Origin of the sequence: Allobaileyella intestinalis (assembly GCF_009695865.1) — a bacterium.
Taxonomy (GTDB): Bacteria; Bacillota; Clostridia; order Peptostreptococcales; family Anaerovoracaceae; genus Allobaileyella; species Allobaileyella intestinalis.
On sequence record NZ_VUNB01000001.1, the window covers coordinates 58,651 to 83,342 of the forward strand.

Annotated in this window: 25 protein-coding genes; 14 read left to right on the plus strand and 11 right to left on the minus strand. The window is 46.6% G+C overall.

Annotated elements, in window-relative coordinates; all coding sequences use genetic code 11:
- The first annotated feature begins 7 nt into the window (after positions 1 to 7).
- On the plus strand, positions 8 to 925 hold the full coding sequence (locus tag FYJ66_RS00265) for a DMT family transporter (RefSeq protein ID WP_154571529.1): 918 nt from the start codon (positions 8 to 10) through the stop codon (positions 923 to 925).
- A gap of 159 nt (positions 926 to 1,084) precedes the next feature.
- Here the strand turns inward: FYJ66_RS00265 and brnQ are convergent, their stop codons facing one another.
- Positions 1,085 to 2,443 carry a branched-chain amino acid transport system II carrier protein gene (gene brnQ, locus FYJ66_RS00270; RefSeq protein WP_154571530.1) on the minus strand — a complete coding sequence of 453 codons (1,359 nt, stop codon included), beginning with the start codon at positions 2,441 to 2,443 and terminating at the stop codon, positions 1,085 to 1,087.
- A gap of 177 nt (positions 2,444 to 2,620) precedes the next feature.
- Between brnQ and FYJ66_RS00275 the strand changes: the two genes are divergently transcribed.
- Positions 2,621 to 3,487: a LysR family transcriptional regulator gene (locus FYJ66_RS00275; protein ID WP_154571531.1), complete on the plus strand. Its 867-nt coding sequence runs from the start codon at positions 2,621 to 2,623 to the stop codon at positions 3,485 to 3,487.
- Between the two features lie 62 nt (positions 3,488 to 3,549).
- On the opposite strand, the gene FYJ66_RS00280 is transcribed toward FYJ66_RS00275, so the two are convergent.
- Positions 3,550 to 4,791: an MFS transporter gene (locus FYJ66_RS00280; protein WP_154571532.1), complete on the minus strand. Its 1,242-nt coding sequence runs from the start codon at positions 4,789 to 4,791 to the stop codon at positions 3,550 to 3,552.
- A 133-nt stretch (positions 4,792 to 4,924) separates the two neighbouring features.
- Complete coding sequence (locus tag FYJ66_RS00285) at positions 4,925 to 5,203, minus strand: hypothetical protein (RefSeq protein WP_154571533.1); 279 nt, start codon at positions 5,201 to 5,203, stop codon at positions 4,925 to 4,927.
- On the opposite strand from FYJ66_RS00285, the gene FYJ66_RS00290 reads away from it, so the two are divergent.
- On the plus strand, positions 5,168 to 5,935 hold the full coding sequence (locus tag FYJ66_RS00290) for a LysR family transcriptional regulator substrate-binding protein (protein ID WP_154571534.1): 768 nt from the start codon (positions 5,168 to 5,170) through the stop codon (positions 5,933 to 5,935). The genes FYJ66_RS00285 and FYJ66_RS00290 overlap by 36 nt on opposite strands.
- Positions 5,936 to 5,941: 6 nt before the next feature.
- On the opposite strand, the gene FYJ66_RS00295 is transcribed toward FYJ66_RS00290, so the two are convergent.
- The 3 genes from FYJ66_RS00295 to FYJ66_RS00305 all read right to left on the minus strand — a co-directional run bounded on the left by FYJ66_RS00295 (position 5,942) and on the right by FYJ66_RS00305 (position 8,140).
- Positions 5,942 to 6,232, minus strand: a complete 291-nt coding sequence (locus tag FYJ66_RS00295; RefSeq protein ID WP_154571535.1) for a hypothetical protein — start codon at positions 6,230 to 6,232, stop codon at positions 5,942 to 5,944.
- Positions 6,233 to 6,262: 30 nt separating this feature from the next.
- Positions 6,263 to 7,159 (minus strand): PrsW family intramembrane metalloprotease, encoded by an 897-nt coding sequence (locus FYJ66_RS00300; RefSeq protein WP_154571536.1) that lies wholly within the window; start codon positions 7,157 to 7,159, stop codon positions 6,263 to 6,265.
- A gap of 105 nt (positions 7,160 to 7,264) precedes the next feature.
- On the minus strand, positions 7,265 to 8,140 hold the full coding sequence (locus FYJ66_RS00305) for a DMT family transporter (RefSeq protein ID WP_154571537.1): 876 nt from the start codon (positions 8,138 to 8,140) through the stop codon (positions 7,265 to 7,267).
- 307 nt (positions 8,141 to 8,447) lie between these two features.
- On the opposite strand from FYJ66_RS00305, the gene FYJ66_RS00310 reads away from it, so the two are divergent.
- Complete coding sequence (locus FYJ66_RS00310) at positions 8,448 to 8,873, plus strand: potassium channel family protein (protein ID WP_154571538.1); 426 nt, start codon at positions 8,448 to 8,450, stop codon at positions 8,871 to 8,873.
- Positions 8,874 to 8,901: 28 nt separating this feature from the next.
- On the opposite strand, the gene FYJ66_RS00315 is transcribed toward FYJ66_RS00310, so the two are convergent.
- Both FYJ66_RS00315 and FYJ66_RS00320 read right to left on the minus strand, forming a co-directional pair.
- Positions 8,902 to 9,438: a flavin reductase family protein gene (locus FYJ66_RS00315; RefSeq protein WP_154571539.1), complete on the minus strand. Its 537-nt coding sequence runs from the start codon at positions 9,436 to 9,438 to the stop codon at positions 8,902 to 8,904.
- A gap of 81 nt (positions 9,439 to 9,519) precedes the next feature.
- Positions 9,520 to 10,098: a TetR/AcrR family transcriptional regulator gene (locus tag FYJ66_RS00320; protein WP_206156929.1), complete on the minus strand. Its 579-nt coding sequence runs from the start codon at positions 10,096 to 10,098 to the stop codon at positions 9,520 to 9,522.
- 264 nt (positions 10,099 to 10,362) lie between these two features.
- Here FYJ66_RS00320 and FYJ66_RS00325 point away from each other — a divergent pair, with 264 nt between their 5' ends.
- The 10 genes from FYJ66_RS00325 (at position 10,363) to FYJ66_RS00370 (ending at position 23,001) form a co-directional block, all read left to right on the plus strand.
- Positions 10,363 to 11,703, plus strand: coding sequence for an FAD-dependent oxidoreductase (locus FYJ66_RS00325; RefSeq protein ID WP_154571541.1), 1,341 nt, complete (start codon positions 10,363 to 10,365; stop codon positions 11,701 to 11,703).
- Between the two features lie 147 nt (positions 11,704 to 11,850).
- On the plus strand, positions 11,851 to 13,398 hold the full coding sequence (locus FYJ66_RS00330; RefSeq protein WP_154571542.1) for a phytoene desaturase family protein: 1,548 nt from the start codon (positions 11,851 to 11,853) through the stop codon (positions 13,396 to 13,398).
- A complete protein-coding gene (locus tag FYJ66_RS00335; RefSeq protein WP_154571543.1) occupies positions 13,395 to 14,591 on the plus strand; it encodes a flavin reductase family protein in 1,197 nt (398 codons plus the stop codon). Before FYJ66_RS00330 ends, FYJ66_RS00335 begins: the two co-directional genes overlap by 4 nt.
- A gap of 9 nt (positions 14,592 to 14,600) precedes the next feature.
- Complete coding sequence (locus tag FYJ66_RS00340; RefSeq protein WP_154571544.1) at positions 14,601 to 16,040, plus strand: class I adenylate-forming enzyme family protein; 1,440 nt, start codon at positions 14,601 to 14,603, stop codon at positions 16,038 to 16,040.
- A complete protein-coding gene (locus FYJ66_RS00345) occupies positions 16,037 to 16,282 on the plus strand; it encodes an acyl carrier protein (protein WP_154571545.1) in 246 nt (81 codons plus the stop codon). The genes FYJ66_RS00340 and FYJ66_RS00345 overlap by 4 nt, the downstream gene beginning before the upstream one ends.
- A 29-nt stretch (positions 16,283 to 16,311) precedes the next feature.
- Positions 16,312 to 17,016 (plus strand): acyl-[acyl-carrier-protein] thioesterase, encoded by a 705-nt coding sequence (locus FYJ66_RS00350; RefSeq protein WP_206156930.1) that lies wholly within the window; start codon positions 16,312 to 16,314, stop codon positions 17,014 to 17,016.
- Positions 17,017 to 17,337: 321 nt separating this feature from the next.
- The gene (locus FYJ66_RS00355) at positions 17,338 to 18,723 is read left to right on the plus strand and encodes a peptide MFS transporter (protein ID WP_235897296.1); all 1,386 of its coding nucleotides are present in this window, start codon (positions 17,338 to 17,340) and stop codon (positions 18,721 to 18,723) included.
- A gap of 380 nt (positions 18,724 to 19,103) precedes the next feature.
- Entirely contained in the window at positions 19,104 to 19,991 is an 888-nt protein-coding gene (locus FYJ66_RS00360; protein ID WP_154571547.1) for a hypothetical protein, read from the plus strand.
- Between the two features lie 599 nt (positions 19,992 to 20,590).
- On the plus strand, positions 20,591 to 22,405 hold the full coding sequence (ftsH, locus tag FYJ66_RS00365) for an ATP-dependent zinc metalloprotease FtsH (protein ID WP_154571548.1): 1,815 nt from the start codon (positions 20,591 to 20,593) through the stop codon (positions 22,403 to 22,405).
- 101 nt (positions 22,406 to 22,506) lie between these two features.
- A complete protein-coding gene (locus tag FYJ66_RS00370; RefSeq protein WP_154571549.1) occupies positions 22,507 to 23,001 on the plus strand; it encodes a pyridoxamine 5'-phosphate oxidase family protein in 495 nt (164 codons plus the stop codon).
- 113 nt (positions 23,002 to 23,114) lie between these two features.
- Here the strand turns inward: FYJ66_RS00370 and FYJ66_RS00375 are convergent, their stop codons facing one another.
- From FYJ66_RS00375 to FYJ66_RS00385, 3 genes are all read right to left on the minus strand, one after another.
- Positions 23,115 to 23,549, minus strand: coding sequence for an ASCH domain-containing protein (locus FYJ66_RS00375; RefSeq protein ID WP_154571550.1), 435 nt, complete (start codon positions 23,547 to 23,549; stop codon positions 23,115 to 23,117).
- 341 nt (positions 23,550 to 23,890) lie between these two features.
- Positions 23,891 to 24,133: a hypothetical protein gene (locus FYJ66_RS00380; protein WP_154571551.1), complete on the minus strand. Its 243-nt coding sequence runs from the start codon at positions 24,131 to 24,133 to the stop codon at positions 23,891 to 23,893.
- A 109-nt stretch (positions 24,134 to 24,242) separates the two neighbouring features.
- Complete coding sequence (locus tag FYJ66_RS00385; RefSeq protein ID WP_154571552.1) at positions 24,243 to 24,458, minus strand: hypothetical protein; 216 nt, start codon at positions 24,456 to 24,458, stop codon at positions 24,243 to 24,245.
- Between the last annotated feature and the right edge of the window lie 234 nt (positions 24,459 to 24,692).

Sequence of the window (24,692 nt, forward strand, 5' to 3'; positions counted from 1 at the left end):
GCAGATTATGAAAGACGGAAGGAATGACCGGAATCTTGCCGGAATATGTATCCTTGCAGCCGGAAGCCTGTGGGGAACTACAGGAATATTTTCACATTATTTTGACTATTATGGAATGGATTCCATGATGAAAGGGCTCTTTCGCGTGTCTGCAGCAGCAATCGCCATGATGGTTGTAATGATGCTGCGGGGAAAAAAGTCTTTCGTCATGACAAAGAGGGGGTACGGCATAGCATTGATACAGGGCCTTCTGACACAGAGCCTGTTCTCCTGGTGCTATTTTACAGCTATAGAGAGGCTGGGCATGGCATCCTCAGTGGTTCTCCTGTATACCTCACCGGTTTTTGCAGCAATAATATCGAGAATTATTTACAAAGAGAAAATAACCAGAAAAAAGATGGCGGCTATGGCCATAACTGTGGCTGGCTGTGCAATGACAGCCACAGGAGGTCATTTCCATTTTGCCGGATCAGGGGCCATGGGCTACGGAATACTCATGGGGGTGATGGCTGGTTTCTGTTATTCAACTCTGTCCATTACAAGCACGTACGGCACCAGGTACGATGATCCCATGGCTTTGACCTTCTATACTTTTATATTTGGTGTGGCAGGATTGTTCTTCATGGCCAGGCCCTGGGAAAAAACTGTTGCCGGACCTGACTGGAAACTTGTGGTAATTGCACTGCTTTCAGGCATAGTTTCGGCGGCCATACCTTATTTTGCCTATGGCTACGGCAGCAGGTATTTGAAAAATCCTTCCCTTGGACCTGTTTACTCATCTGTGGAGAATGTTGCGGCAGCCCTGTACGGGCTGATACTCTTCCACGAAGGCTTGAATGGAGTAAAAGTGCTGGGCATCTGTCTGATAATCCTTTCTATTGTAATCATCAACTATTCCCCCGTAGAACCCGGCAGAGTCAAGTAAAGAGAGTCAAGTAGAAGATTAACAGGAAAACAAATAATACGTTAATAAACAAAGGAGATGACGCACTTTTGCGACATCTCCTTTTAAAATCCACTTATTGAATTTGATCTGATGAACTTTTTTGCTGTTCAGGTTTATATATCACCCGTAAAGATGGTATTATTCCAGACCTGTAGCCTCATCTGCCTCGTTCAGCTTCTCCCTTACATTTTCAGCCTGTACTTTGACCTCACTCTTGGAAGGAAGCACAGCACCGATGAGAGCTCCGAGAATTGCAGGTGCTACCCAGCCAAGTCCGTACTCTGCAAATGGAAGAGCAGCTAACAGCTGGCCAATTGTTGTAGAGCCTGCAACTGTTGACAGGATGCTGGCAGCAAATGCAAAGTATGCTGCTGTTCCTGCAATTGAGTTTTTAGAAATCTTTCTGTCGAAGAACGCACTGATTACAAGTACGATCAGCGGTGGATACATTATTGCCAGAATAGGAGCTGCGACACTGATGATCTTGTCCAGACCGATATTAGACATTGCAAAGCTGAATACTGTAATCGCAATAACTACGGCCTTGTATTTAATTTTGCCATGAGATACATTCTCAAGATATTCTCCTGCAACTGATGTGAGACCAACAGATGTGGTCAGGCAGGCCATAAGAACGATTATGGTAAGAGCAACTACTCCGTATGCTCCCAGAAGCTTGTTTGTAATTGCAATGAGCAGTGGAGCCTGGGAAAGACCTGCAAATTCAGGTTCTCCTGAAACGGTGGATCCCAGATATGTAAGTCCTCCGTAAACCAGAGCAAGAAGAACGGCAGAAATAATGTCAGCTCCGAAAATAAGCTTTGTAACATCCTGCTGCTTCTTGAATCCATAGCTGGTTGCAGCTGTAACCAGCATCATTGTCATGAGAACACCGCCCAGTCCGTCCAGTGTCTGATATCCGTTGAGGATTCCATCGTGGACAGGAACTACGTTTTCTACTGGAACAGGTGCACTGATAGGATTTACAATACCCATTACTATAAGCAGAACCATTACTGCCAGCAGAATTGGTGTCAGGTAATTTCCAATAATATCTACAACCTTAGTTGGTCTGATTACGAAAAGCAGAGTTACAGCGAAGAAAAGGGCGCTGAATAACCACTGAGGGAACCATGGCATAAGAGTGTGAATTCCCATTTCGTAAGTAGTAGCGGCCGTTCTCGGGATGCAAACGATAGGTCCCAGGCAGAGGATGATGATGAGGAGCATGATTTTTCCAGGCTTTTCACCAATCTTGTTCACTACTCCGTCAACGTTGCCTTGTCTGTTTGCAACAACTGATGCTACTGATGCAGCTGCAAGACCTACGTCCATAATAAAGAATCCAAGGAATCCGATGAGCCATCCGGATCCTGTGTTTCTTCCCAGGAATGGTGGGAAAATAAGATTTCCTGCACCAAACTGTGTTGCGAAAAGAGCCAGACCCATGAGAATGGTAGCTTTTACGGGACTAACTGTTGGTTTGTTGTTTTCCATATTTTTTCTCCAAAACTACACGTTCATTTAATTGATACGACAAAAGGTTATCACGACATGTAAAAAATTAAAAATGAATAATAAGACTGTTAAGATAACAAAATGTTATTGCCACTTGCGCAGGGGGGCACAATTGAGTAAAATAAACGCTGTTATTAAAAATAAAGGAATAAATACATGGATATTGACAAAATCGAATACTTTTTTGCATCGGCTGAACTGTGCAACTTCACCAAGGCTGCACAAAAATGTCAGATTACCCAGGCGGCAATGAGCAAGTACATCAACAGCCTGGAATCAGAACTGAACTGCCGGCTTTTCTACAGAAACAACAAGGGCTGCGAACTGACTAAACAGGGAGCGTATTTCTACGATGAAATGCAGCGAATTGCATATCTCTACGAGCAGGTGAAGATTGGCATACATGAGAGAACAGAACCGCTGATCCGTGCGGGAATTGAAGGCGAACACCACGCCATACCTGAGTTCCAGATGTTCCAGACAGTCAATCCTGAAGTGGTCTTCGACATCCACTTCGCTGACAGGGAGACGTTGCTGCAGGCCCTTGAGCTGGAGCGGCTGGATGTGCTTCTGCTAATAAGAAATCAGCCGGATGTGAACGAACTGGGAAACCCCTTCAAGGTCATAGATCTTCCGGGAGAGAAGGAGTGCCTTATTTTCTCAAACAACGCACTTCAGAAATACGGAACAGTTGAAGAGGTAATAAAAAATCTCCCGATGATAACAAAAAGTGATGATAGAAAGTATCATGACTACTGCAGAGAGGGACTGAAGCGGAAGTTTGGTGTTGAGCCGGAGGAAATTAAAGTCATCGACTCAGTAACAAACCAGCAGCTGGTAATAAGCTTGTCAAAAGGATTCGCCATCGTTCCGGGATTCGAAATAACAGAGGAATCCGTGTTCCACAGCGTTCAGATGGATGAGGTGTTCATGACCGGTCTCCAGATGGTCTACAACAAAAAGAACGTCACTGTTGAAACGAGGAAGCTCATCACATACATAAAGGAAGCCTTTGCCAAATAGCCAAATATAAAATAGTAAGCAGGAACATGCCCCTGAGGCATGTTTTTTTTGCGTCTTATATTTTAATTCCGTCCAGGTGTCTTTGTCGCTTTAATAAAGAGGAAAATGCTAACTGCGAACATAAGTGATATCATTCCCACACCTTTGTTAATGCTGCCTGTCAGCTGTGAAACCACGCTTACGATGGTAGTTCCCAGTATTGCAGCACCTTTTCCGCAAATATCATACAGACCGAAGAACTCTCCTGTGCGGTCTTTTGGTACGATTTTTGTAAAATAAGATCTGGACAGAGCCTGAATACCGCCCTGGAACATTCCAACCCAGACGGCCAGAACCCAGAACTGCCATTGATGAGCCAGGAAATAGGCGAATATGGATATGCACATGTAGGAGATTATGCATATGAGAATGAGCTTCTCCACGTTGTGCTTCTGGGACATGATCCCGAAAAAAATTGCACAGGGGAAGGCAACGAACTGTGTTACAAGAAGGGCCAGCAGAAGACCTGTAGAATCAAGACCCAGGGCCTTTCCGTAAGCAGTGGCCATGCTGATTATGGTATAAACACCATCAATGTAGAAGAAAAAGGCCAGGAGGAAAATAAAGACTTTCTTCTCATGTTTCGCCTGTCGGATAGTCTTCCCAAGGTGCCGGAAACTTTCAGAAAAAGGATGGTCTACTTTTTCCTGATAATTCACCTGCTCATAGGTCTTAAGAAGAGGAACTGTGGTGATGAGCCACCACAATCCTGTAATTCCAAAGGCTATGATCATAGCTTTCTTTGAGCTGAGGCCAAGGGAACCGGCCTTCAGAACCAGAACCAGAGATGCGATGAATGGAATACAGCTTCCAATATATCCCCAGGCATAGCCGCTTGAGCTGACCCGGTCCATCCGTTCCTCCGTGGTAACATCGATGAGCATGGAGTCGTAAAACACAAGGCTTGCGTCGTATGCAGTACGGGCAAGTACAAAAAGAACGAGGAACATAAGCCAGTTTCCCGGAAGTCCCAGGAAAAGGCAGGAAACGACTCCAATGATTACAGAAGCCAGGAAAATCGGCTTCTTGTATCCCCGGTTGTCGGAAATTGTACCAAGCACAGGGCCGGTTATCATTACAATTAGTGTGGAAATGGAGATTGAATAACCCCAGTATGCCAGGTAATTTGTGGAACTGAGACCGTCTGCTTCTGCCAGAGAATTGAAATATATAGGTATCAGGGTGGATACCATCATGGTAAATGCGGAGTTTCCCACATCGTACAGAACCCAGTTCCTTTCAAGTTTTGTATATTTTGTTTTCATAAGCAAATCCCTCTCTTATATTCCTTATATTACAGTATTAATTGTAAAGAAGGGATTAAATAATGAGAAAATCCAGGGACATACAAAAACCGGACAGTAAGGGCCTGTCCGGTTGATGAAAGAATTTCTATCTTTAGTGAATATCCAGAGCTGCGTGATAGCCCTGATAAACAGCATAGGTTATTGTGTCAGGCTTTACGCAGTTTCCAATTGAAGCAAACTGAGGCGTAAGACCACGGAGCTCTTCTACAACGTCTTTTTTTGCCTTGAGACCCAGGGCGCAGATGATGGAATCTCCATCGATCTGAAATTCATCACCATTTGCATCCTTGCATAGGATACCGTCGTCGTTTACGGACTGGCAAGGGGAAGAAGTATGAATGTGGACACCCGTTTCTTCCAGCTTCTTCATGAGAAGAGGTCTGTAACGGACGTTTGCGTCAGGGCACAGCAGGTGACCTCCGCCCACTACGAGGACCTTCCTTTTTACTGGTGCAGGCTGTATTTCTCCAAGGCCTTCATCTTCTCTTCCAATCAAAGGGTTAACGGTACAACGGCGGGTAAATGTGCTGGCCCGTTCTGCCATGCAGGTGAAGCAGCAGAGGAAAAACATCTGCTGGATTATACCCGGTGGACGGAAGATTACAATGATGAGATCAAGGAACGGGTGCTTCGGAATGATCTGGACGCTGCATTTGTAATCGGCAGAATTAACAGCGAGAGAATCTATGAAGAGAAGATATTCAGCCGTCCTCTCAGTGCTGTATTTTATCCTGGCCACAGACTGTACAACAGGGAATCTGTGGAGATGAGAGAGCTGGAAGGGGGAAAATTAATTACCCTGAATGAGAGATTCTACAGCTATCACGCCATATTAAAACGATGCAGTGAGACAGGGTTCATACCGGACATCCGCATAAAAACAATGGAAGGCCAGCTGATTTACAAGTTCACTGCAGAGAGACAAGGGACAGGAATAGACGTTGATTTTCACAGATCAACTCCCTGGTCCCAGGATCTGCGCACCGTGGAAATAGAAGATTCTATTCCATGGACGGTGTTTGCCGTATGCCCCGTGGATAAAAAAGATGATCCCAGGATCAAGGAGCTTCTGGATTATTATCGTGGAATCTGCCTCAGGTGATTGGCTTTAGCATCCAGATCCATCTATGCGGCAGGCGCTTTTAGCTGCTTTTCTCAGGCCTACCTCTTCTGGTGACAGGGTCACGCTTCCGTCTTCTCTCACGAAACAAGGAATTCCCAGTGACCCCGTTCCCCTGATCTGGTCAAAGGCAGGATCCACATCCCTGATCTTGATGAATTCCTTCATGTTCTTTACGTGTTCACCAATGTCGATAACCTGGAAATCCGGGCTGCCCTTGATCTGCTCTTCTATGAATGTACAGTCAGGGCAGGTTTTCATGCTGTAGATCTTTATCATCAGAAATTCCTCCTTAATAGTAATATGAATTTACCCAACATTTACAAAATCTCTGTCCTCAGAGGACATCTCAGGGCTCTTGAAAATCAGCACCAGCGGCAGAAGTATGGCAACGGTCAGGAGGGCGCTGAAAAGGTTAATATCTCCTATTGGAGTATCATACAAGAAGTGGTCGGCTATGGCCAGGAGAATCAGACCCAGGCCCTTGTTCCGCCTCTTTTTGTTTCCCCGGGCAGTGACCATGAGATACAGGCCGGCAGCGGCAACTGCTGTGTATGTCCAGTGGGAGCCAATAGACCCCTGAATCCTGTTAATGGCAGTCGGAAAGCTTTCGTTCACATGCTTGAAACCGCTTTCAGTTATATATGAAATATCTTCTTCTATCTGGAAGCCCATACCCACGCACATTCCTATAGAAAGGTAGATTTTCAGTGATTTCCGCCCCAGAACGTACAGGATGAGGGCGGCAGTACCAAGCTTAAGAAGCTCTTCCACTATCCCGACTTCCAGCGAACCCATCCACGAATCGGAGTAGTAATGCCCCAGAAGGTGAGACATGTGGTGGGTGAAACCATCATTCAGTGCCCCTGCAAATGGGGAGGGTATGAAGGCACCGCAGAATGCGGCCAGCATAAGCTCCAGCCCGCTTATAGAATATTTTTTGCAGAGCCAGTTCATGAAAAATACAAAGGGCACGATGTATATGAGAAGCATCAGGAAAGAGCTGTAGACTTCAATGTACTTGAGCACAGACGAATGTTCAGGGCCCAGAAAATCTCCAGAACTGTTCAGGGTTCCCAGGGACAGGAGCAGGATGAGTGCGGCCAGTCCTTCCGTCTTGTGTCTTCGAATCTTTCGTGCTTTTGGATCTACCAAAAGGTTCCTTTGATCCTCAACCTCGGCGCCAGTGACAATTTCTTTTTTCATAATAATATAGCCCCATGATTAAAAATGCATCAAAAGTGTCAATCTATAATAGCACCATGGAGATACACATTAAACGACGGGTGCTGTTGTATCATTAAAAGACCATCAGCTTGCTTTTCCCTTGAGGTTGAACACGACCACGCTGGAGATGATCATAATTCCACCGACTACTGTGCCCCAGTCGGGAATCTCTCTGAGCATGACAAATCCCAGCACCGTGGTCACAAGTGGCGTCAGGAACATGTAGTTGGTCACGTCGCTGGTGTGGCGGGCGTGCTCGAAGGCCTTTGCCCACAGGAAATACGCGACGGCGCTGACCACGATCCCCATGTAGATCGCCAGCGCCTTGTCCACATTGCCTATCCCTGCGAAATCGGAAAAGGCATGCGGAGCCGCGATGATGAGAATGATGGAAGCGCTGATCATCGCGTAAGTCATGATCTCCACGGAAGAGTATCCATCGGCCTGGAGCTTCCTGTTCAGCAGGTTGTAGCAGCAGAAGAGGACAGCAGCCACGAGGGTCCAGAGGACCCCAACGTTTATGGATAGGGTCCCGTCCCAGAGTAAAAGCACGCCAACTCCCAGGAAGGCGCATGCTATGGCGGCGTAGCCGATACCTGATAGCTTTTCGCCGTAGATGCGGCTGGCAGCGAGGGCAGTCATCACAGGGGTGGTGGCTATTACGATGCTGGAAGTAGCTGATGTCAGCGTCATTATTCCCGTGTTGAAAAAAATCATGTAGAATCCAAAGCCGCAGGCTCCGGCCAGAGCCAGGAGACATCCGTCCTTGAAGGTTTTCGGAAGGCGGATTCTGTTTATCATGCCAACAATTATAAGGAAAACAGCTGCAGCTGTGCAGCGAATGGTGCCAAGAGGGATGGGATCCATGGCTTTTCCCACGATTCTGGTAATTGGAAAAGCAGTAGCCCACAGCAATATGGTGCCTATAGCGTAAAGGTGCATTACCCTGGAATTCCTCATGACGATCCTTTCAAAGCAGCGGTTTGACTAGATAAACTAAAAGTGTTGAATCTATTTTACATGATATGGACGTCACCTGCACCATTGTCAAGTTTGTGTGGTGTCCAATCCTAAGATTCTGTGAGTTTCTGTGATATTGTAAATTGATTCTAGGATATAATAATAAATAACTCTGGTTCCGGTTCTTGCCTGAAAGAAGCCAACCGGATAATAAGAAATCTGTACTGTAATAAAATCGGTATTTAATCACATTTGACAAACACAAACAGCAGCATTTCAGATATAACATATACAAAAGGGAGATAAAATGAAACAGATCAGAATGATACGGAACATCTACAGCCGGACCCATGCAGACAGAATCCTAAGAGTCTATCTGATATTTTTCTTTATATCCGCACTGATTATCACTGCCAGTGAACCGGCGATAAAGACCTTTGGGGAGGGGGTGTGGTATTCCTTCGTGAGCGTCATGACCATAGGGTTCGGCGACTATGTTGCCGTCACATTTATAGGCCGCCTAATGACCATACTTCTGTCGATCTATTCCATGCTGGTATTCGCGATCCTCACAGGAGTGATCACCAGTTTTTTCATGGATGCTGCAAAGATGCGCTACAGAGATTCAATGGAAGAATTTATGGACGATCTGATGCATCTGGAAGAGCTGCCACCGGAGCGCCTGGCGGAGATGTCGGAAAAGGCAAAGAAATTCAATAAAAACAGGCAATGAAAAAGCCCCGGTAAGGGGCTGAAAACTCTTATTTTCTGACAGTGTCCGTAACTTCTCCCACAAATACCCAGTGTGGCTGCCAGTCTCCATTTTCATCAAGGGGAAAAGCCTTCTGGTTATTCTTGTAGTACTCTTGGATCTCAGGGGCCAGGTCATCTTTGGACAGCATGTGCTGGTAAAGTTTTCTGCAGACAAATGTCAGCTGGGCCTCCTTGAAACCGATGGATTCCCCCATTTCAACAGGCGTAAGGCCGGCACCGGCTACTTTGTCTTCGTTCCGGCCGGAATGAGATCCCATGTATCCCAGGGCTTTTTTGTATTCATCAGGAAAAAAGCTGACTGTGAAGTAATCGCTGTTCTGCACCAGCTGGCGGGTATAGCGGGAAGGGTGGAGGTACACGATCACAGATCTGCCGTCGTGGCCAGGTCGGGACCAGAGAGTTCCCATGCTGCCCCAGCCTACAGTGCACGCATTGTGGTTTTCCATGTCGCCGGCCGCAACAAGAGCCCAGCGGTCTTTGAACATGTTGAAGACATCGTAATTATCATTTTTCTCATTTTCCATATTAAATCTCCCGTTCTGTTGTATGTATTCGTTTTAACTTCAACAAAATCATAGATGATCTTTTTAAGGTACACAGATTCCTTAATTGCATCTGTATTTCTCAGGCACGTTCAGCAAAGCCTCAAAGGTCATCCGGGCGTTTTCCTTCAAGGGATAATCTCCCTTACACCGGCACCATTCGTATGTCTCATAGGTGATCGCAGAAGATACCATTGGAATCAGCTGTTCTGCAGGCCAGGGATTCATGACGAGACCCTGTTCCTGACAGTTCTGGCACAGCGCTACGGTATAACGGCGGATTTTCTTCATGGCGTCACATATCCCCACATTGTGATTCAATTCAATGCACATCAGAGCTGCGCTTACTTCAGGTCCGACGGTTATTGCCAGGTTCACGTACTTGGAATAGAAGACCCAGAGTCGTTCGAGGTCATTCTTCATGTGAGCAAGTTCTTCAAGTGATTTTTCCGGGGAATCCATCTCAACTGTATATATGCTGACGACCAGATCGTCTTTACTGCTGTACATGCTGTAAAAAGTCGAGCGGGCCACACCGGCGGCATTGCATATCTGACGGACCGATACGTTATTGTAACCATAGGCCTTGAACAGATCAATCGCCACTTTTTTCAGTTTCTCCGTTATCTGATGCTCTTTCATGATAGATCCTTTCCTGGACCATGTGTCCAAATCCATGTACATAGTACTACATTGTGTCAAAAATATCAAACTCATGTATCCCTTTTGTTTCAACAAATGGACCATTTTTTTCCGACTTTTTCATTTCCCGTGTATTCCTATTGAAACAAGAATTTCCATTGATACAATGTAAATAAATTAACGATCAGTTCGGCGTGAACGGCAATTCAAAACCCGGCCGGTCCTGTTCATCTCGAACACTTTTTATCTATTGGAGGTCTTGTAATGGATAAGAACGCTAGAATCTGTATTATTGGTGGCGGTCCTGCCGGTCTCAGCGCAGCCATGTATCTGGAAAAGAAGGGATACGAGAACTACATGGTAATGGAGAAGACCAACCGTGTCGGTGGAAAGTGCTGGTCTCCTGAGTATAAAGACCGCAATTACGAGATGGGTGCCATCATGGGAGTTCCGTCATACTACGCAGTTCACGACGTAGAGGAATTCTGTGGAATAACTCACGATGGTCCTAAGCTGGGGAGCTCTTTCAGGGATAACGAAGGAAAGAACATCAATCCTATAGGTCCGGGATCCCCTGACTACGAAGAGAGAGCTGAGCAGCTGAAGAAATTTGCTTTTCTCTTGGAGACGAAGTACAAGGGATACGACGTAAACGGCCACAGGGGAGTTGCCCAGGGCAGATACGACGGGTGCGCGGTAACACCTGACAGAGAACACGTAGAAGGGGAGAACCCTAACCTGAAGGATCTCGCCATGCCTTTCAAAGACTTCATTGAAATGAACGGAGTGCCGCTGGTAATGGATTTCTGGGCTGGGCCTTTCACGTCCTTCGGATATGGATACTTTGACGAGATCCCTGCAGCATATGTGCTGAAATACCTGGATTTCCAGACCACCATGAACTTCCTCCATGGCAACCTTTGGACATGGAAGAACGGAACACAGTCCATCTGGACTTCTCTGAACAAGCACCTGAAACACCCTGCATCACTGAACTGCGACATCACATCCATTGAGAGAAAAAATGGAAAGGTAATCGTTCATTATAACGACACGACACTTGAATTCGATAAGCTGATCATCACAGCTCCACTGCAGAAGATGGGCGAGTACTGCGATATCAGGGAAGACGAGAAAGAGTACTTCTCGAAAATCGATTACGAGCGCTATGACGTTCTGGCCGTGGAAACTGATTCGGAAAACCTGCCGGATTGTTCATATTATATGTGGGAGAATTTTGATCCTGACAGAGTTGGACAGCTGATGATCTTCTATCGCCGCTGGATCGACAGGATCGATCAGGTTCAGACCAGTTACGTTCTCAGGAATCACAAAGATCGCGAGGTCCTTCCTTATGGAGAGGTACGGGAAAACGTACTGAAGGACATGGCTACATGCGGTACACCGGCCGAGCGCGTGGTAAATGAGTGGTCCACATATTACTTCCCGCATGTTTTCAGCGAAGATTACGCAGCCGGATGGTATGATGACGTTGAGGCTATGCAGGGTAAGTACGACACTTACTACGCCGGAGAGGTTATGAGCTTCGGTGACATGGACGAAACTGCCGAGTACTCCCGGGAGCTGGTAGACAGATTCTTTTAAGGATACGACAAACGGAACACATTAATGCAGGACAGTGCAGTCACATTACAGCGACAGCATACGCTCTGCATTAACGGGGGTGGGCAGGACTGCATATAACACAGCCTGCCCATTTCCTTATCCTGTTTCCAGAGAAAGGAGACGATTATGAGCTTTTACAAAAGCCATTATGATGTAGTCATAATCGGTGGCGCCCTGGCAGGAATGGCTACAGCTCTTGCCCTTCAGGACAACGGAGTGAAGGACATCCTGATCCTGGAGAAACACAACCTTCCGGGAGGCCTGGCTACCGATTATGTCAGGAATGGAGTAGAGATAGAAGCTACCCTGCACGAGATGATGTCTATCGGTACGAAAGAACACCGCCTGAAGGTGGGGAAGTTTTTCGATGATATGGGCATAGACATCGACTGGCTCCCGGTTCCAGAATGCTACAGGCTCGTTGTGCCTGGAGAGGACATAGACATCACACTCCATGAAGGATATGAGCGTATGGCGAGAGAGGTGGACGCCGCAGTTCCTGGTACTTATGAAAAAGTTCACGAGCTGATGCTCCTCTGCCGAAGGGTATACGACAGTATCAACGCTGTGGCAGGAGTCAGTATGAGCAAGCTGGAAATGCTGAAAAAGCATCCGGATCTGGTAAAAACCCTGGGTTACAGTGCTACAGAAGTAATAAAGACCTTCGGCCTTCCTCAGAAAGCTGTAGACATTCTTACAGCCTACTGGATATACGTGGGAAATCCTATGGACACCCTTCCATTCACAATCTACGCTTTCCTCATGGCCGACTATTTTACCGGCTCCTATGTCTGCCGGGGGTTCAGCCACGAAATGTCACTTAAGATGCAGAAAAAGGTGATGGACAACGGCGCCCAGTACGAGTATTGCCAGGAAGTGGAAAAGATCCTCGTAAAAAATGGAAAAGTATACGGTGTACGCACAAAGAGGGGCGACGAGATCCACTGCGACTACGTGGTCTCCGGAGCATACCCGAACAAGGTATACACCCAGATGATAGAACCCCTCAGTGAGGTGCCTGAAGGGGCCATCAAGATGATCAACGGCCGCCGCCTTTCTGTCTGCCCTGTATCAGTAATGATGATGATAGAGGGGGATCCGGAAGAAAACGGATTTTACAATTACTCCACCTTCTCCGGCGAAACCATGGATACAAACAAGATCTGGGAAAACTATTCCAATCTTGAGGAACCATATAACTACATTACTACGATCTGCCTTAATTATGCCAACCCGGACAATATCCCTGAGGGATATACACAGGCTTCCATTACAGCACTGGTGCCTGTGTCAGCCTTCAAGGATGTGAAGAAAGAAGATTATCTTGACCTGAAACGCAGGCTTGCCAGCGAAATGATGGAACGGTATATCCAGGAAGTAAGTCATGTGGACTTCAGAGAAAGAATATCGGAAATCGAAATATCTACTCCTATGACCATCTCTCATTACGTAGGCGCATGGAAGGGAAGTATTTACGGTTATTCTCATTCCATGGATGACCATGTTGTGGCAAGGCTTCAGATGGTCAATGAAGATAAGTTCATAGACGGGCTGGAGTTCGCCGGAGCCCACTCCATCGATGGAGATGGAATGGGACCTCAGATCACTAATGGCCGGGCAGCCGCGAAATTTGTGCTGGATGACATGGCCAGAGCTAAGGAGGGGCGGAAATGAGCAAGAGCATAAAAGTAAAGGGATTCTTTAAAGATGTTAAAGGCATCAACCGCATTGTGGGCCTGAGAGAAGGAAACAGGGTAAAAGCATCTGCAGAACCGGATCCAAAGGACTTTGTCACAGATATGGCTCATTTTCTCCATCCGGGATACAGAGATGTGAAGGTGGTAAAGATCCGTTCCACTTCTCCTACATCACTGACCTTCCGGTTCCGTCCGGTAGAAGGTGAGATCCCTCTTTTCCAGAGCGGCCAGTACGTAAGTTTCAGGCTGAAGATCGGCGAAAGCATCCTGACCCGCCCGTACAGCATCTCCTCTGCGCCTTGTGACGCCAGGGGAAAAGACGGCTTTTTCGAAGTGACCATCAGGAGAAACGTTTCCTATCTGGTGCCGGATTACTTTTTCAATAACGTGAAAGAAGGAGACATCCTCAGCGCCGACCTGCCATTCGGGAGCTTCTATTGGGAGCCTCTGAGAGATACGAAAAACATCGTGGCTCTTGCGGGAGGTGCCGGCATCACTCCATTTTGTTCAATGGCAGGGGAAATCGCCAGAGGCAAGATGAAGGGCTGTAAGCTCACCATTCTCTACGGTTCTGCCAAGGAAAGTGACATCGTTCTAAAGGATGACCTGGAGGCCTTAGAGAAGGAATGCCCTGATATAAAAGTCGTGAACGTCATATCCGACGACCCCGGCTGGAAGGGGGAGAAGGGCTTCATCGGAGCAGATATTATCAAAAAATATGCTGGAGATAATCCTACCTTCATGTTCTGCGGGCCTTACAAGATGTTTACATTTGTAGAGAAAGCCTTGAAAGAACTGGGAGTTCCTGCCAGGAGATTCCGCCACGATGTGGTTAACAATCCTTCTGATGCGAAAATGATTCCGGGATATCCTGCTGAAAACCAGTCAAAAGTTTTCAAGATTAAGGTTATGCGGGGTCTCCAGGAGGATGTGATCGAAGCTAAGGGCAGCGAATCAGTGGCAGTTGCACTGGAGAGGTCCGCAATACTTATTGACACCCACTGCCGTAACGGAGAGTGCGGAATGTGCAGGAGCCAGCTGCTGTCTGGAGATATTTTTGTTTCGCCAATCGGAGACGGAAGGCGCATGATGGACAAGGAGATGGGGTGGTTCCACGCCTGCTCTTCATGGCCCCTCAGCGATCTGACCATAAGAATTCCGATAATGTAGGTGGACACCATGAGAAAATTTACCGGATTTGGAGACCTTATAGGGTACTGGAACGAGAGAGATCCGGAAGGTACAGCCTTCATCATGAGTTCTGATGATTCAGAAGACAGCAAGGTATTAATCAGTTATAAAGAATTAAGGAGAGTTTTTGTTCGCCGGAGCAGGGAACTTTATACCCGGCGAATTGAAGACGAGGTTAAATGTGAAGTAATTCTGTGGGATGGCAGTTATGAATGCCTTACGGAGATCTTTGCAGCCGCTGCTGCCGGGATCAGATCCGTTCTGCTGAATTCCGTGGTTTCCCCTGAATTTCTGAAAGGGGTTTTGAACGGAGTGGATGCAGACTGTCTGTGGACCGGAAAAAGCCTGTTAAAGGCTGAAGAATTTGACGTTGCAGACGCAGGAGAATTTTCGGAAACCGGTGATTGTGCTGAGGGTTTTCATTGTGAAGAAGGAACACCTGTTATTTTCTATACTTCGGGTACTACATCCAGTGGAAAAGCAGTGGCCCTTACAGATGAGTCTTTGATGGCCAGCGCATGGAATGGCGGTGAGATGCTTCCCCTTACCAGGACAGACCTGCTGCTCAGCATTCTTCCTGCAGATCATGTCTTCGGTTTTGTATGCGGTGTTCTGTGGCCCATGACTTTTGGTTGCCCCGTAGCACTGTGCAGAGGACAGCTGAAAATTTTCCAGGACTTCGAATACTTCCGGCCTACAGCCGTTTCCCTGGTACCATCCATGCTTTCTTTTTTCCTGAACCACAACGTTTTCAACAAGGAGCTAAAGCTTGTCCTTGTTGGCGCAGGCACCTGCAAAGAGGAATACATCCGGAAAGCCGTTGAAAAAGGAATAAGAGTCAGCTTCGGGTACGGTCTGACGGAGACAAGCTCTGGAGTGGCCATAAGCACAGGTGGTGATCCTTTCGCCATGGACATCTGTCCAGACGACACCATAAAGATCGCCGATGACGGAGAGATCCTGATAAAAGCCCCGTCCTGCATGATGAAGGGATATTACAAAGAGCCGGAAGAGACGGACAAGGTCCTGAAGGACGGGTTCCTTCACTCCGGTGACATGGGATATCTGGATGAGGACGGACGTCTTCACATCAGCGGGCGGAAGAAGGAAATGCTGGTGCTGGAAGACGGCACAAAGGTGTTTTTGCCTGAGTACGAGGAGAGACTGGCAGGGGCCCTTGGAAACTCTGACGTAGCAGTGGTTGCTGTAGATGACCGGCTGATGCTGGTATACCACCCTGAAGGCTCTGAAACTGAAAAGGCGACGGAGACTCTCATCGGGGAGATCATGGAGAGGATGGACCCTGTCATGAAGACCGTTCCACGAGGGCAGCGAATCAGCCGGGTGATACTGACTGACCGCGCCATTCCCCGGACTGCCACAGGCAAAATAAGACGGGAAAAGCTTCTAGAGGAGGTTGTGCTATGACGCATGAAGAGGTATTTCAATATCTGTTAAAAACCGTACATAACTGCATGCCGGATCTGGATGTAAGCAGGTTCGACCGGGACACCAGATTCGTGGATACGAATATCGATTCCATGGGATTCATGCTGATCCTGAGCAAAATAGAAGGAAACACCGGAGTCCACGTTCCGGAAACGGAGTGGCCGGGGATCCAGACATTTGGTGAGGCGGCAGATGCCATAGCCAGGCACATGGAATCATGAGGACCGAAGCGGAGGTTCCTGGGGTTTTTATGGTGACCCACCAGGTGGACAGCACGGAGACCGACATGTTCTCCCGCATGAGACTTTCAGCTTTTTTCAGGCTCCTGCAAAAAGTTTCTGTTCTCCATTGTGAGGCTCTCGGAGCGGGCAGGGCAGTTACACTGGACCGGGGAATCCTCTGGGTGGTAACCATGCATCACGGTGAGTTTACCAGGATGCCTGACTACGAAGAAAAAGTGATCATCGAAACCTGGCCCGGCAAAACCATGTATTCCCTTTTTCCAAGGTATTACCGAATGACGGACATGGGTGGCAGAGAGCTGGCCAAGGTAAGCTCAATCTGGACTCATGTGGATATGAAAACGAGAGAAGTAGTCCCTCCGGCAGAAAGCGGAATTTCAATAGACCAGGTAGTTACGGGCAAGGAGGTGCCCCTGCCTGCTGTGCCGGTATCCATCCCTCCAGAAAGTACGGTGATTTATAAAGTCCCGTACAGTAACATCGATTTGAACCAGCACATGAACAACAGCTGCTACTACGATCTTGCTGAAAATGAATTCCGGCCATCCAGGGAGGGAAGAGCTGTCAAAACCATTAATGCCATGTATTCGGGGGAGCTCCATCTCGACGATGATGTCAGAATTTCGGCAGGACACGAGGGCAACAGGTATTATATTTCAGGTGAAAAGGATAAAAGAATGTTTGCAATATCCATGGTTTACCATCAGGTGTGAGTGTTGATTTCGGGGGATCAACACAGAGTGCAGATCAGAGTATTACTGTGGTGAGCCGCCATGCCAGAGAAATCAAACTGGTGTGGCGGCTTTTTATTCCAATAAATGAATAAATATATAGAAATTTAAAGACTTTTTATTGACAATAATCAGACAAAGAGTAGAATGTACTTGAGTCTAGACTTCGGTACAAAACAGTAAATCCCTTGAAGATAGTGTAATTGGGGGTTTTTTGATTGCTTTATTTACTTTAAGTGGTTTTAAGTGGTGAAAAAAGCAATGGTAAAGCAATGGTGATGATTTGTTCTTTAGGAGGAAAAAATGCCTGAATCAAAAGGGAATATGAGGTTCCCCTTTGCCTTCTGGGTGTGCGGGTTTACCGAACTCTTTGAACGTCTGGCTTATTATCTGGGCCGCTCTCTGATACTGGTATTCGTTACAGCTACAGTGGCTTCCGGTGGTCTGGGCCTTTCAGACGTTACTGCAGCCAAGATGCAGTCAAACCTCACTGCATTTTCATATCTCGCTGCTCTTTTCGGCGGAGTTATAGTAGACAAGTGGATTGGCGCAAGGTATACCACACCGATTGGAATTTTTATAGTTGCAGTGGGTTACTATATCGGATCTCTGGCTCATTCTGCTTCCATGATTTACGTAATGATCTTCTGCGTCTGCTTCGGTCTTGCTCTTGATAAAACCGGACCAATCATCGGAAGGAGCGTAACACCTGATACCCTGAAGTCCGCATATTCTGTGAGATACTCACTGACCAATATCGGCGCATTTTTCGGGCCATTCCTTGTAGGTATTCTGTACACTAAGGTGTTTGCCCACGGAACCGTGCAGGGATTCCGTCCATGTTTCAAGCTCGCCGCACTGGTTATGCTCATCGGATGCATATGGTTTACACTTGGAATGTTCCTGAAGGGTGGAGAGGTAGGAAAAAAACCATTCAAGGCAGAAAAAACAGAAGAAGAACTGGCCCGTGAGGCTGCCCAGAGAGCAGCAAACAAAGAGGTCAAACTCACACTAAATACAAATGAGAAAAAGCGTATCCTGGCTATCATCCTGGTTTCCGCATTCCAGATTGTGTTCTGGCTTTTCTGGGACCTGGCATCCTTACCTGTGTACTATTACTGGACGAAGAACATGACATGGAAAATCGGAAACTTCACTGTTCCAACCACATGGTTTGACGCTCTCAGCGCCCTGTACTGCGTAATCCTTGGACCTATCACAGCTCTGCTCTGGCAGAGACTTGAAGCACGTCCCCAGGGAGACATGAGTATTTTCAAAAAACTATCCATCGCTCTGGCTCTTCTTGGATGCAGCTATATCTACTTTGCAGTCATTGACACCGTGAGAGGCAGCAGCAAGCCAAGCTGCCTGTGGCTGGCTATTTTCCTGGTATTCCTTGAACTGGGAGAAATGTTCTTCTCGCCCCTGGGAAATGCATTCATCGCAGAGTACGCACCAAGCCGTCTGCTGGCCATCATGTTTGCCGTATGGAACCTGGGCATTTTCGCAGCAGGAAAACTCTATGCAAACGCCTATGCTTTCGCATTTGGAGGAAAGTTCACTTTCGCACATGCCTGCATTGGAGTCTCAATCCTGGCATTCGTCTGCACTATCATACTTCTGGCTCTCGACAAGCCGTTGAGATCACTGGTTGAGAAGAAAGAAGACCAGGCGGAGGCAGAGGCATAATTTAGAATATGGACTTATAATCAGAAAAGTTCGCCGAGTCCCATTGGCATTAGAAAAAATCTGAACAAACAAGGCCACCGCATTCATGGGAGGCCTTGTTTTTGTGTGGGATGCGCCTTATGGAGTGAATGCATCAAACCACCAATTTACCATTCGCCGAAACCTTCCATATTGCCATTTTCATATTATTTTTCTATGGCCAATATTCTAGCAAAATATCTCATGACATTACCTGATACTAACAAAATGAAACAATATAATTACGGCCGAGAAGGATGAAATTTCTACCGTTGTAATCCTGATTCAGCGATGATATAAATTTTTCAATGATTGGACGATGAACGTAAACACCTTGAAATTGCTGAATAAGGAGTACTGTTATGAGTTCTGTTATGGCATATTCGGCTGTTATGAATACGATGGTGGATCGCAGGAAAATATATCTGAAATCTTTGATAATGGAAATGAACCGTTCTCTGGAAAATGCACCACCGGGAAAACTCAGAATCATTTTCAATCACAAAAATTATCAATACTATCACAGACTATCACCATCAGACAAATCAGGGAAATACATCCCAGTATCTGATTTCCCGCTGGTGAAGGCCCTGGCGCAAAAGGAATTCGACCAATGTGTGCTGAAGCTTGCATCGGAAGAGCTGAAGAAACTGGAAAATTTTTCCAAGCCTGATCCCGGGAACATATTTGCAAAAACTTACGAATCAATGCCTGTAAAAATCCGTGAACTTCTGGATTTCACCATCGAGACTGACCAGGAGTTCATTTCCCGCTGGATCTCACAGCCTGTTAAAGGAAATGAATTCAGAAATGAAAATAAAAGGTATTTATCTTCTTCAGGTGTGAGTTACCGTTCAAAATCTGAGTGCCTGATGGCAGAGATTTTTGCTGCCCTGGGACTTCTGTTTTTTTACGAAAAAGAACTGATACTGGATACCCGAGATCCGGATAACCCGATTTATCCGGACTTCACAATCCTGGATGTTGTGAACAGGACCGAAATCTATTGGGAACACTTTGGCAAAATGGACGACTGGAGCTATAACGAAAAGGCTGTAAGAAAAATCATGGAATACCAGCGTAACGGAATAATGCTTGGGGAAAGGCTCATTGTTACCTTCGAATCCAATGACAATCCCATAGATTTGGAGTTTGTAAGAAGGGTGGCTGAAAGAATTGCATGCGGCCTCTGGCATTCAGATTGCGGAGATGGGCAGAGCCCTACAGGCCTTACAGCGGGAATTAAGTAAGACGTCAAAATCCGCTGTAAAATCAGGCAAAAATACAGCGGAAAAAGTGAAGCGCCTATAATCCCGCTGTAAGGAAAATAGTCAGCAAGAGCTTATGAAGAAGAGTGAGATGATAGAGCCTTGAGCCTTACAGCGGGAATTAAGTAAGACGTCAAAATTCGCTGTAAAATCAGGCAAAAATACAGCGAAAAAAGTGAAGCACCCATAATCCCGCTGTAAGGGAAATAGTCAGCAAGAGCTGATGAAGAAGAGTGAGATGATAGAGCCTTGAGCCTTACAGCGGGAATTAAGTAAGACGTCAAAATCCGCTGTAAAATCAGGCAAAAATACAGCGGAAAAGGTGAAGTGCTCATAATCCCGCTGTAAGACTCAAGGAATCACCTATGTCAGGCATCCCCACGCCATAATAAAGCTCATCCCCATCCGCCAGAGGCTGTTTATGACCGGATCCGTAATAAGATCCCTGGCGAAAACAACAAACAGGTGTTTTCCTTGTCAAGAGTTGGTGAAGTGGTGGAAATGCGACCTGAAGAGTGCTATTTTACAATAAGACATAAATTATTCTTTGAATAGGCAGACATCACAATGGAGGTGCAGTTTTGAACGAAGTAAAAACACCAAAGAAACCTCTTATCAACTTCTGGATAATTGCTCTGCTGATTCTTCTGGGCATCAACTTCATGCTTGTTCCATACGTGCAGAAGGCACAGATCAAGGAAGAAAACTACAGCGCATTTCTGAACCAGGTGGAGAAAGAGAATGTAGATAAAGTCCAGGTGGACGATGACAAGATAACCTATACACTGAAGGGAAGTGAGCAGCTTTACGAGACCGCCAAGATGGAGGATCCGGAACTGGTGAGCCGGCTTGACAAGGCCGGAGTTACATTCACTGGCAAGATCGACCAGACCATGTCCCCGGTTCTCAGCTTTTTCCTCACATGGATTCTGCCAATACTGATTTTCATCTGGCTTGGACAATACATGCAGAAACAGATGATGAACAAGGCAGGTGGCGGCCCGGGGTCCATGATGTTCGGCATGGGCAAGTCGAATGCCAAGGTCTACGTCCAGTCCACCGACGGCATAAAATTCGATGATGTAGCCGGAGAGGACGAGGCCAAGGAGAACCTCCAGGAGATCGTGGACTATCTCCACGACCCTGGGAAATACAAGTCCATCGGAGCTTCCATGCCTAAGGGCGTGCTCCTGGTGGGGCCTCCGGGAACCGGAAAAACCATGCTGGCCAAGGCCGTAGCAGGAGAATCCAACGTGCCGTTCTTCTCCATCTCGGGTTCCGAGTTCGTGGAGATGTTCGTAGGAATGGGCGCTTCCAAGGTGAGAGACCTGTTCAGCCAGGCCAAGGAGAAGGCTCCGTGCATAGTCTTCATTGACGAGATAGATACTATTGGAAAAAAGAGAGACGGTCAGATCGGAGGGAACGACGAGCGTGAGCAGACTCTGAATCAGCTCCTTACTGAGATGGATGGCTTCGAAGGAAACAACGGAGTTGTTATCCTTGCAGCCACCAACCGCCCAGACTCCCTGGATCCGGCCCTCACCAGACCTGGCCGCTTCGACCGCCGGGTACCTGTTGAACTCCCTGATCTTCAGGGCCGAGAAGCAATTTTGAAGGTTCATGCCAGAAAAGTCCGTATGGCAGACAACATTGACTACAACAAAATCGCGCGCATGGCTTCCGGGGCCTCAGGTGCCGAGCTGGCAAACATGATCAATGAAGCCGCACTGAGAGCCGTAAGAGATCACAGGAATTTTGCCACCCAGGAAGACCTGGAAGAGAGCATCGAGGTGGTCATCGCAGGATACCAGAAGAAGAACGCAATCCTCACAGACCAGGAAAAGTGGACAGTTTCGTATCACGAAATCGGCCACGCAATGGTTGCGGCCTATCAGACAAATTCCGCTCCGGTACAGAAAATTACCATCATACCGAGAACTTCCGGGGCCCTGGGCTATACCATGCAGGTGGACGAAGGCAACCACTACCTAATGACGAAAAAGGAAATGGAGAACCGCATAGCCACTTTCTGCGGCGGAAGAGCTGCAGAGGAAGTGGTATTTGGAGATGTTACCACTGGAGCCTCCAACGATATTGAGCAGGCAACCAGAATGGCCAGAGCCATGATAACCCGTTACGGAATGAGCGACGACTTTGACATGGTTGCACTGGAAACAGTCAACAACCAGTACCTGGGAGGAGACGCATCTCTGGCCTGCTCCAGCGAGACCCAGAAGGAAATCGACAGACAGGTGGTGGAGCTGGTGAAGAGGCAGCACAGAAAAGCCGGCGAGATCCTTGTAGAGCACAGGGAGAAATTGGACCAGCTGGCCAGATATCTGTACACAAAGGAAACCATAACAGGCGAAGAGTTTATGAATATCCTGAACTCCTAGGGAAAATGCTATAATAACCACAGAAAAATTTTACAAAAGGTATTTCTGTATACCTGAAGACGTATATCCCAAAGCTGAGCCATTAAAGAAAAATTAGGAATATGGAAAAAAACAACAATCAGTGGCGCCAGATAAGGCGTAAAGACCGGGCCCTGGACCGTAATGGAGCTGAGGACATTTTAAAGAAAGGAACTTACGGAGTTCTCTCTACCTTTGGCCAGGATGGATATCCATACGGAGTGCCGGTAAACTATTTTTACAAGGACGGTCACATCTATTTTCACTGCGCTGTAGAAGGCCACAAGATGGACAACCTGGCAAACTGCCCTCAAGTATCGTTTACAGTTGTGAACAGTGAGAACATCGACGGGCCACACATTACCACTTTTTACGAAAGTGCCATAGCCTTTGGCAAGGCTTCGGCGATTCAGAATCAGGAGGAAAAAAGAAACTTGCTGGTGGATCTCACTGTTGCGCTGGCACCGGGTTCTGAGGAGTCCCGCCGTGCAGCAGAGAAATGCGCCGACGTATCCCTGGAAAGAGTTCAGGTAGTGGACATTACAGTGGAACACGTCTCAGGAAAAGCCCATTACTGATCTGGAAAACCATTCCATATACCCGTCAAACATGAGAAAACTCCGGATGAGACTGTTTTATATGGCAGTCCATCCGGAGTTTTTGCGGCTTATAGGACAAAAAACGTGTTTTGTTAATCCCAGTAAGAAGGATAATTGTCCTCTCTATGGAGTTCACTCCAGACAATAGCATCAGCTTCTTCATCTGTTATGTCGCAAGTTCTCGGCAAGAAAACAGGGGTTACGTCAACTTCAAAAAGGCTAAGCCTACCTTTTATAGGAATAGGCTCTATTGGTCTGATATCTTCAAGGATCCAAGCAAATGCTTTTTCTGGACGCTTCCACCTATGCATGCAGGCAGCTTTGCAGTCTGATCTTTTAAAGGGTCTGATATCTGCAAGCTTTACAACACAAAGCCCATGGCCTGGGATGGTGCCTTTGATTTTTTTTGCATTGGCGCAAACCAAGATATCACCGCGATAGTTTGTGCGCCAAGTGCGGCATTCAATAGTTTTTTTCCCGAGCAAAACGAGCATCGCAAAGTCGGCGTTAAGTGACAGAGCTTTCATACTTCTACACCTCCAATAGAAGTATAAAACAAGCTTGTTCGGAAATAAATATTGAAAATAATCAATCGAAATTGTTGAAAATACTGTTGTATAGCAGGATTATAGAAAACCATAATCTAGTGTTATAACCTGATTAATTGTAACATGAAGTTGATGCGCCTACTTTCCCAAAATAAGTAATATTATTTGCCATTTTCATCCCATGTTAGAACTCAGCATCGAAGATGATGCCTCCAGATCCTCTGGTCGAGGCGTTACCCCGTATTTCATGCATGCATATAGGTAACTCAGAATCTTGTATGCGATCACTTCCATATCGTCGTAAGCCATGTGCCAGCTTCTTAGTTAGTCCTGAACATGTTACGCTCTTCCTCTGTGAGCTCAATTGGGGCTTTTTTTCCTTGTGCTCGTGTATACGCCATTAGTTTAGGAATACAATATTCTGGGTTGTTTTTGTCCCAAGGTTCTGTAAACACTCCGCTTCCATCTGGTGGATCTGGGATAATAAAGGCTTCTTCATGCACACTATCATTTCTCTGTTTTTCCGTAGTATTCTTCATATAATTTTGCAGCCACTTTCCCATCTATAAGCATCAGTTATACTACACGCCATTTTCATCCCATGTTAGAACAGAAAATACAATAATCCCGACGATAACTATAGCGACTATTATCAGCATCCACTTCTTCATTTTATTCCTCACCCTCATCGTCGTCATCATTATCATTGTTTTTTACCGCGCTTCCTACGGCAAGCCCAAGGCACATGCCAGCGGAAAGTCCCATCGGCATATACATACCAATATTTCCTGTTGCTGCACCTAAGGCTGTTCCCAGACTCATTCCTATAGCCATGCCTAAAGCCATACCTGTAGCGGCTTTGTTTCCACCGCCTTTTTTATCTTTCACGATTATCCTACCTCCACAAATCCCGATTTAGTCACGAATGCTCCAAAGATAAAAATCAATTTTTTCACATCACTCATCCATACATATCCTGGTAACGTCCTGTCAAACTCAGCAATGCAATCCTTACCGTTCTCAGTTTGGAGAAAGTCCACATACCAACTAAGCATTTGGTCATAAATATCAACTGCACATTTCAGCTGATTCTCCTTGGTTTTCGTTATACTACACGCCATT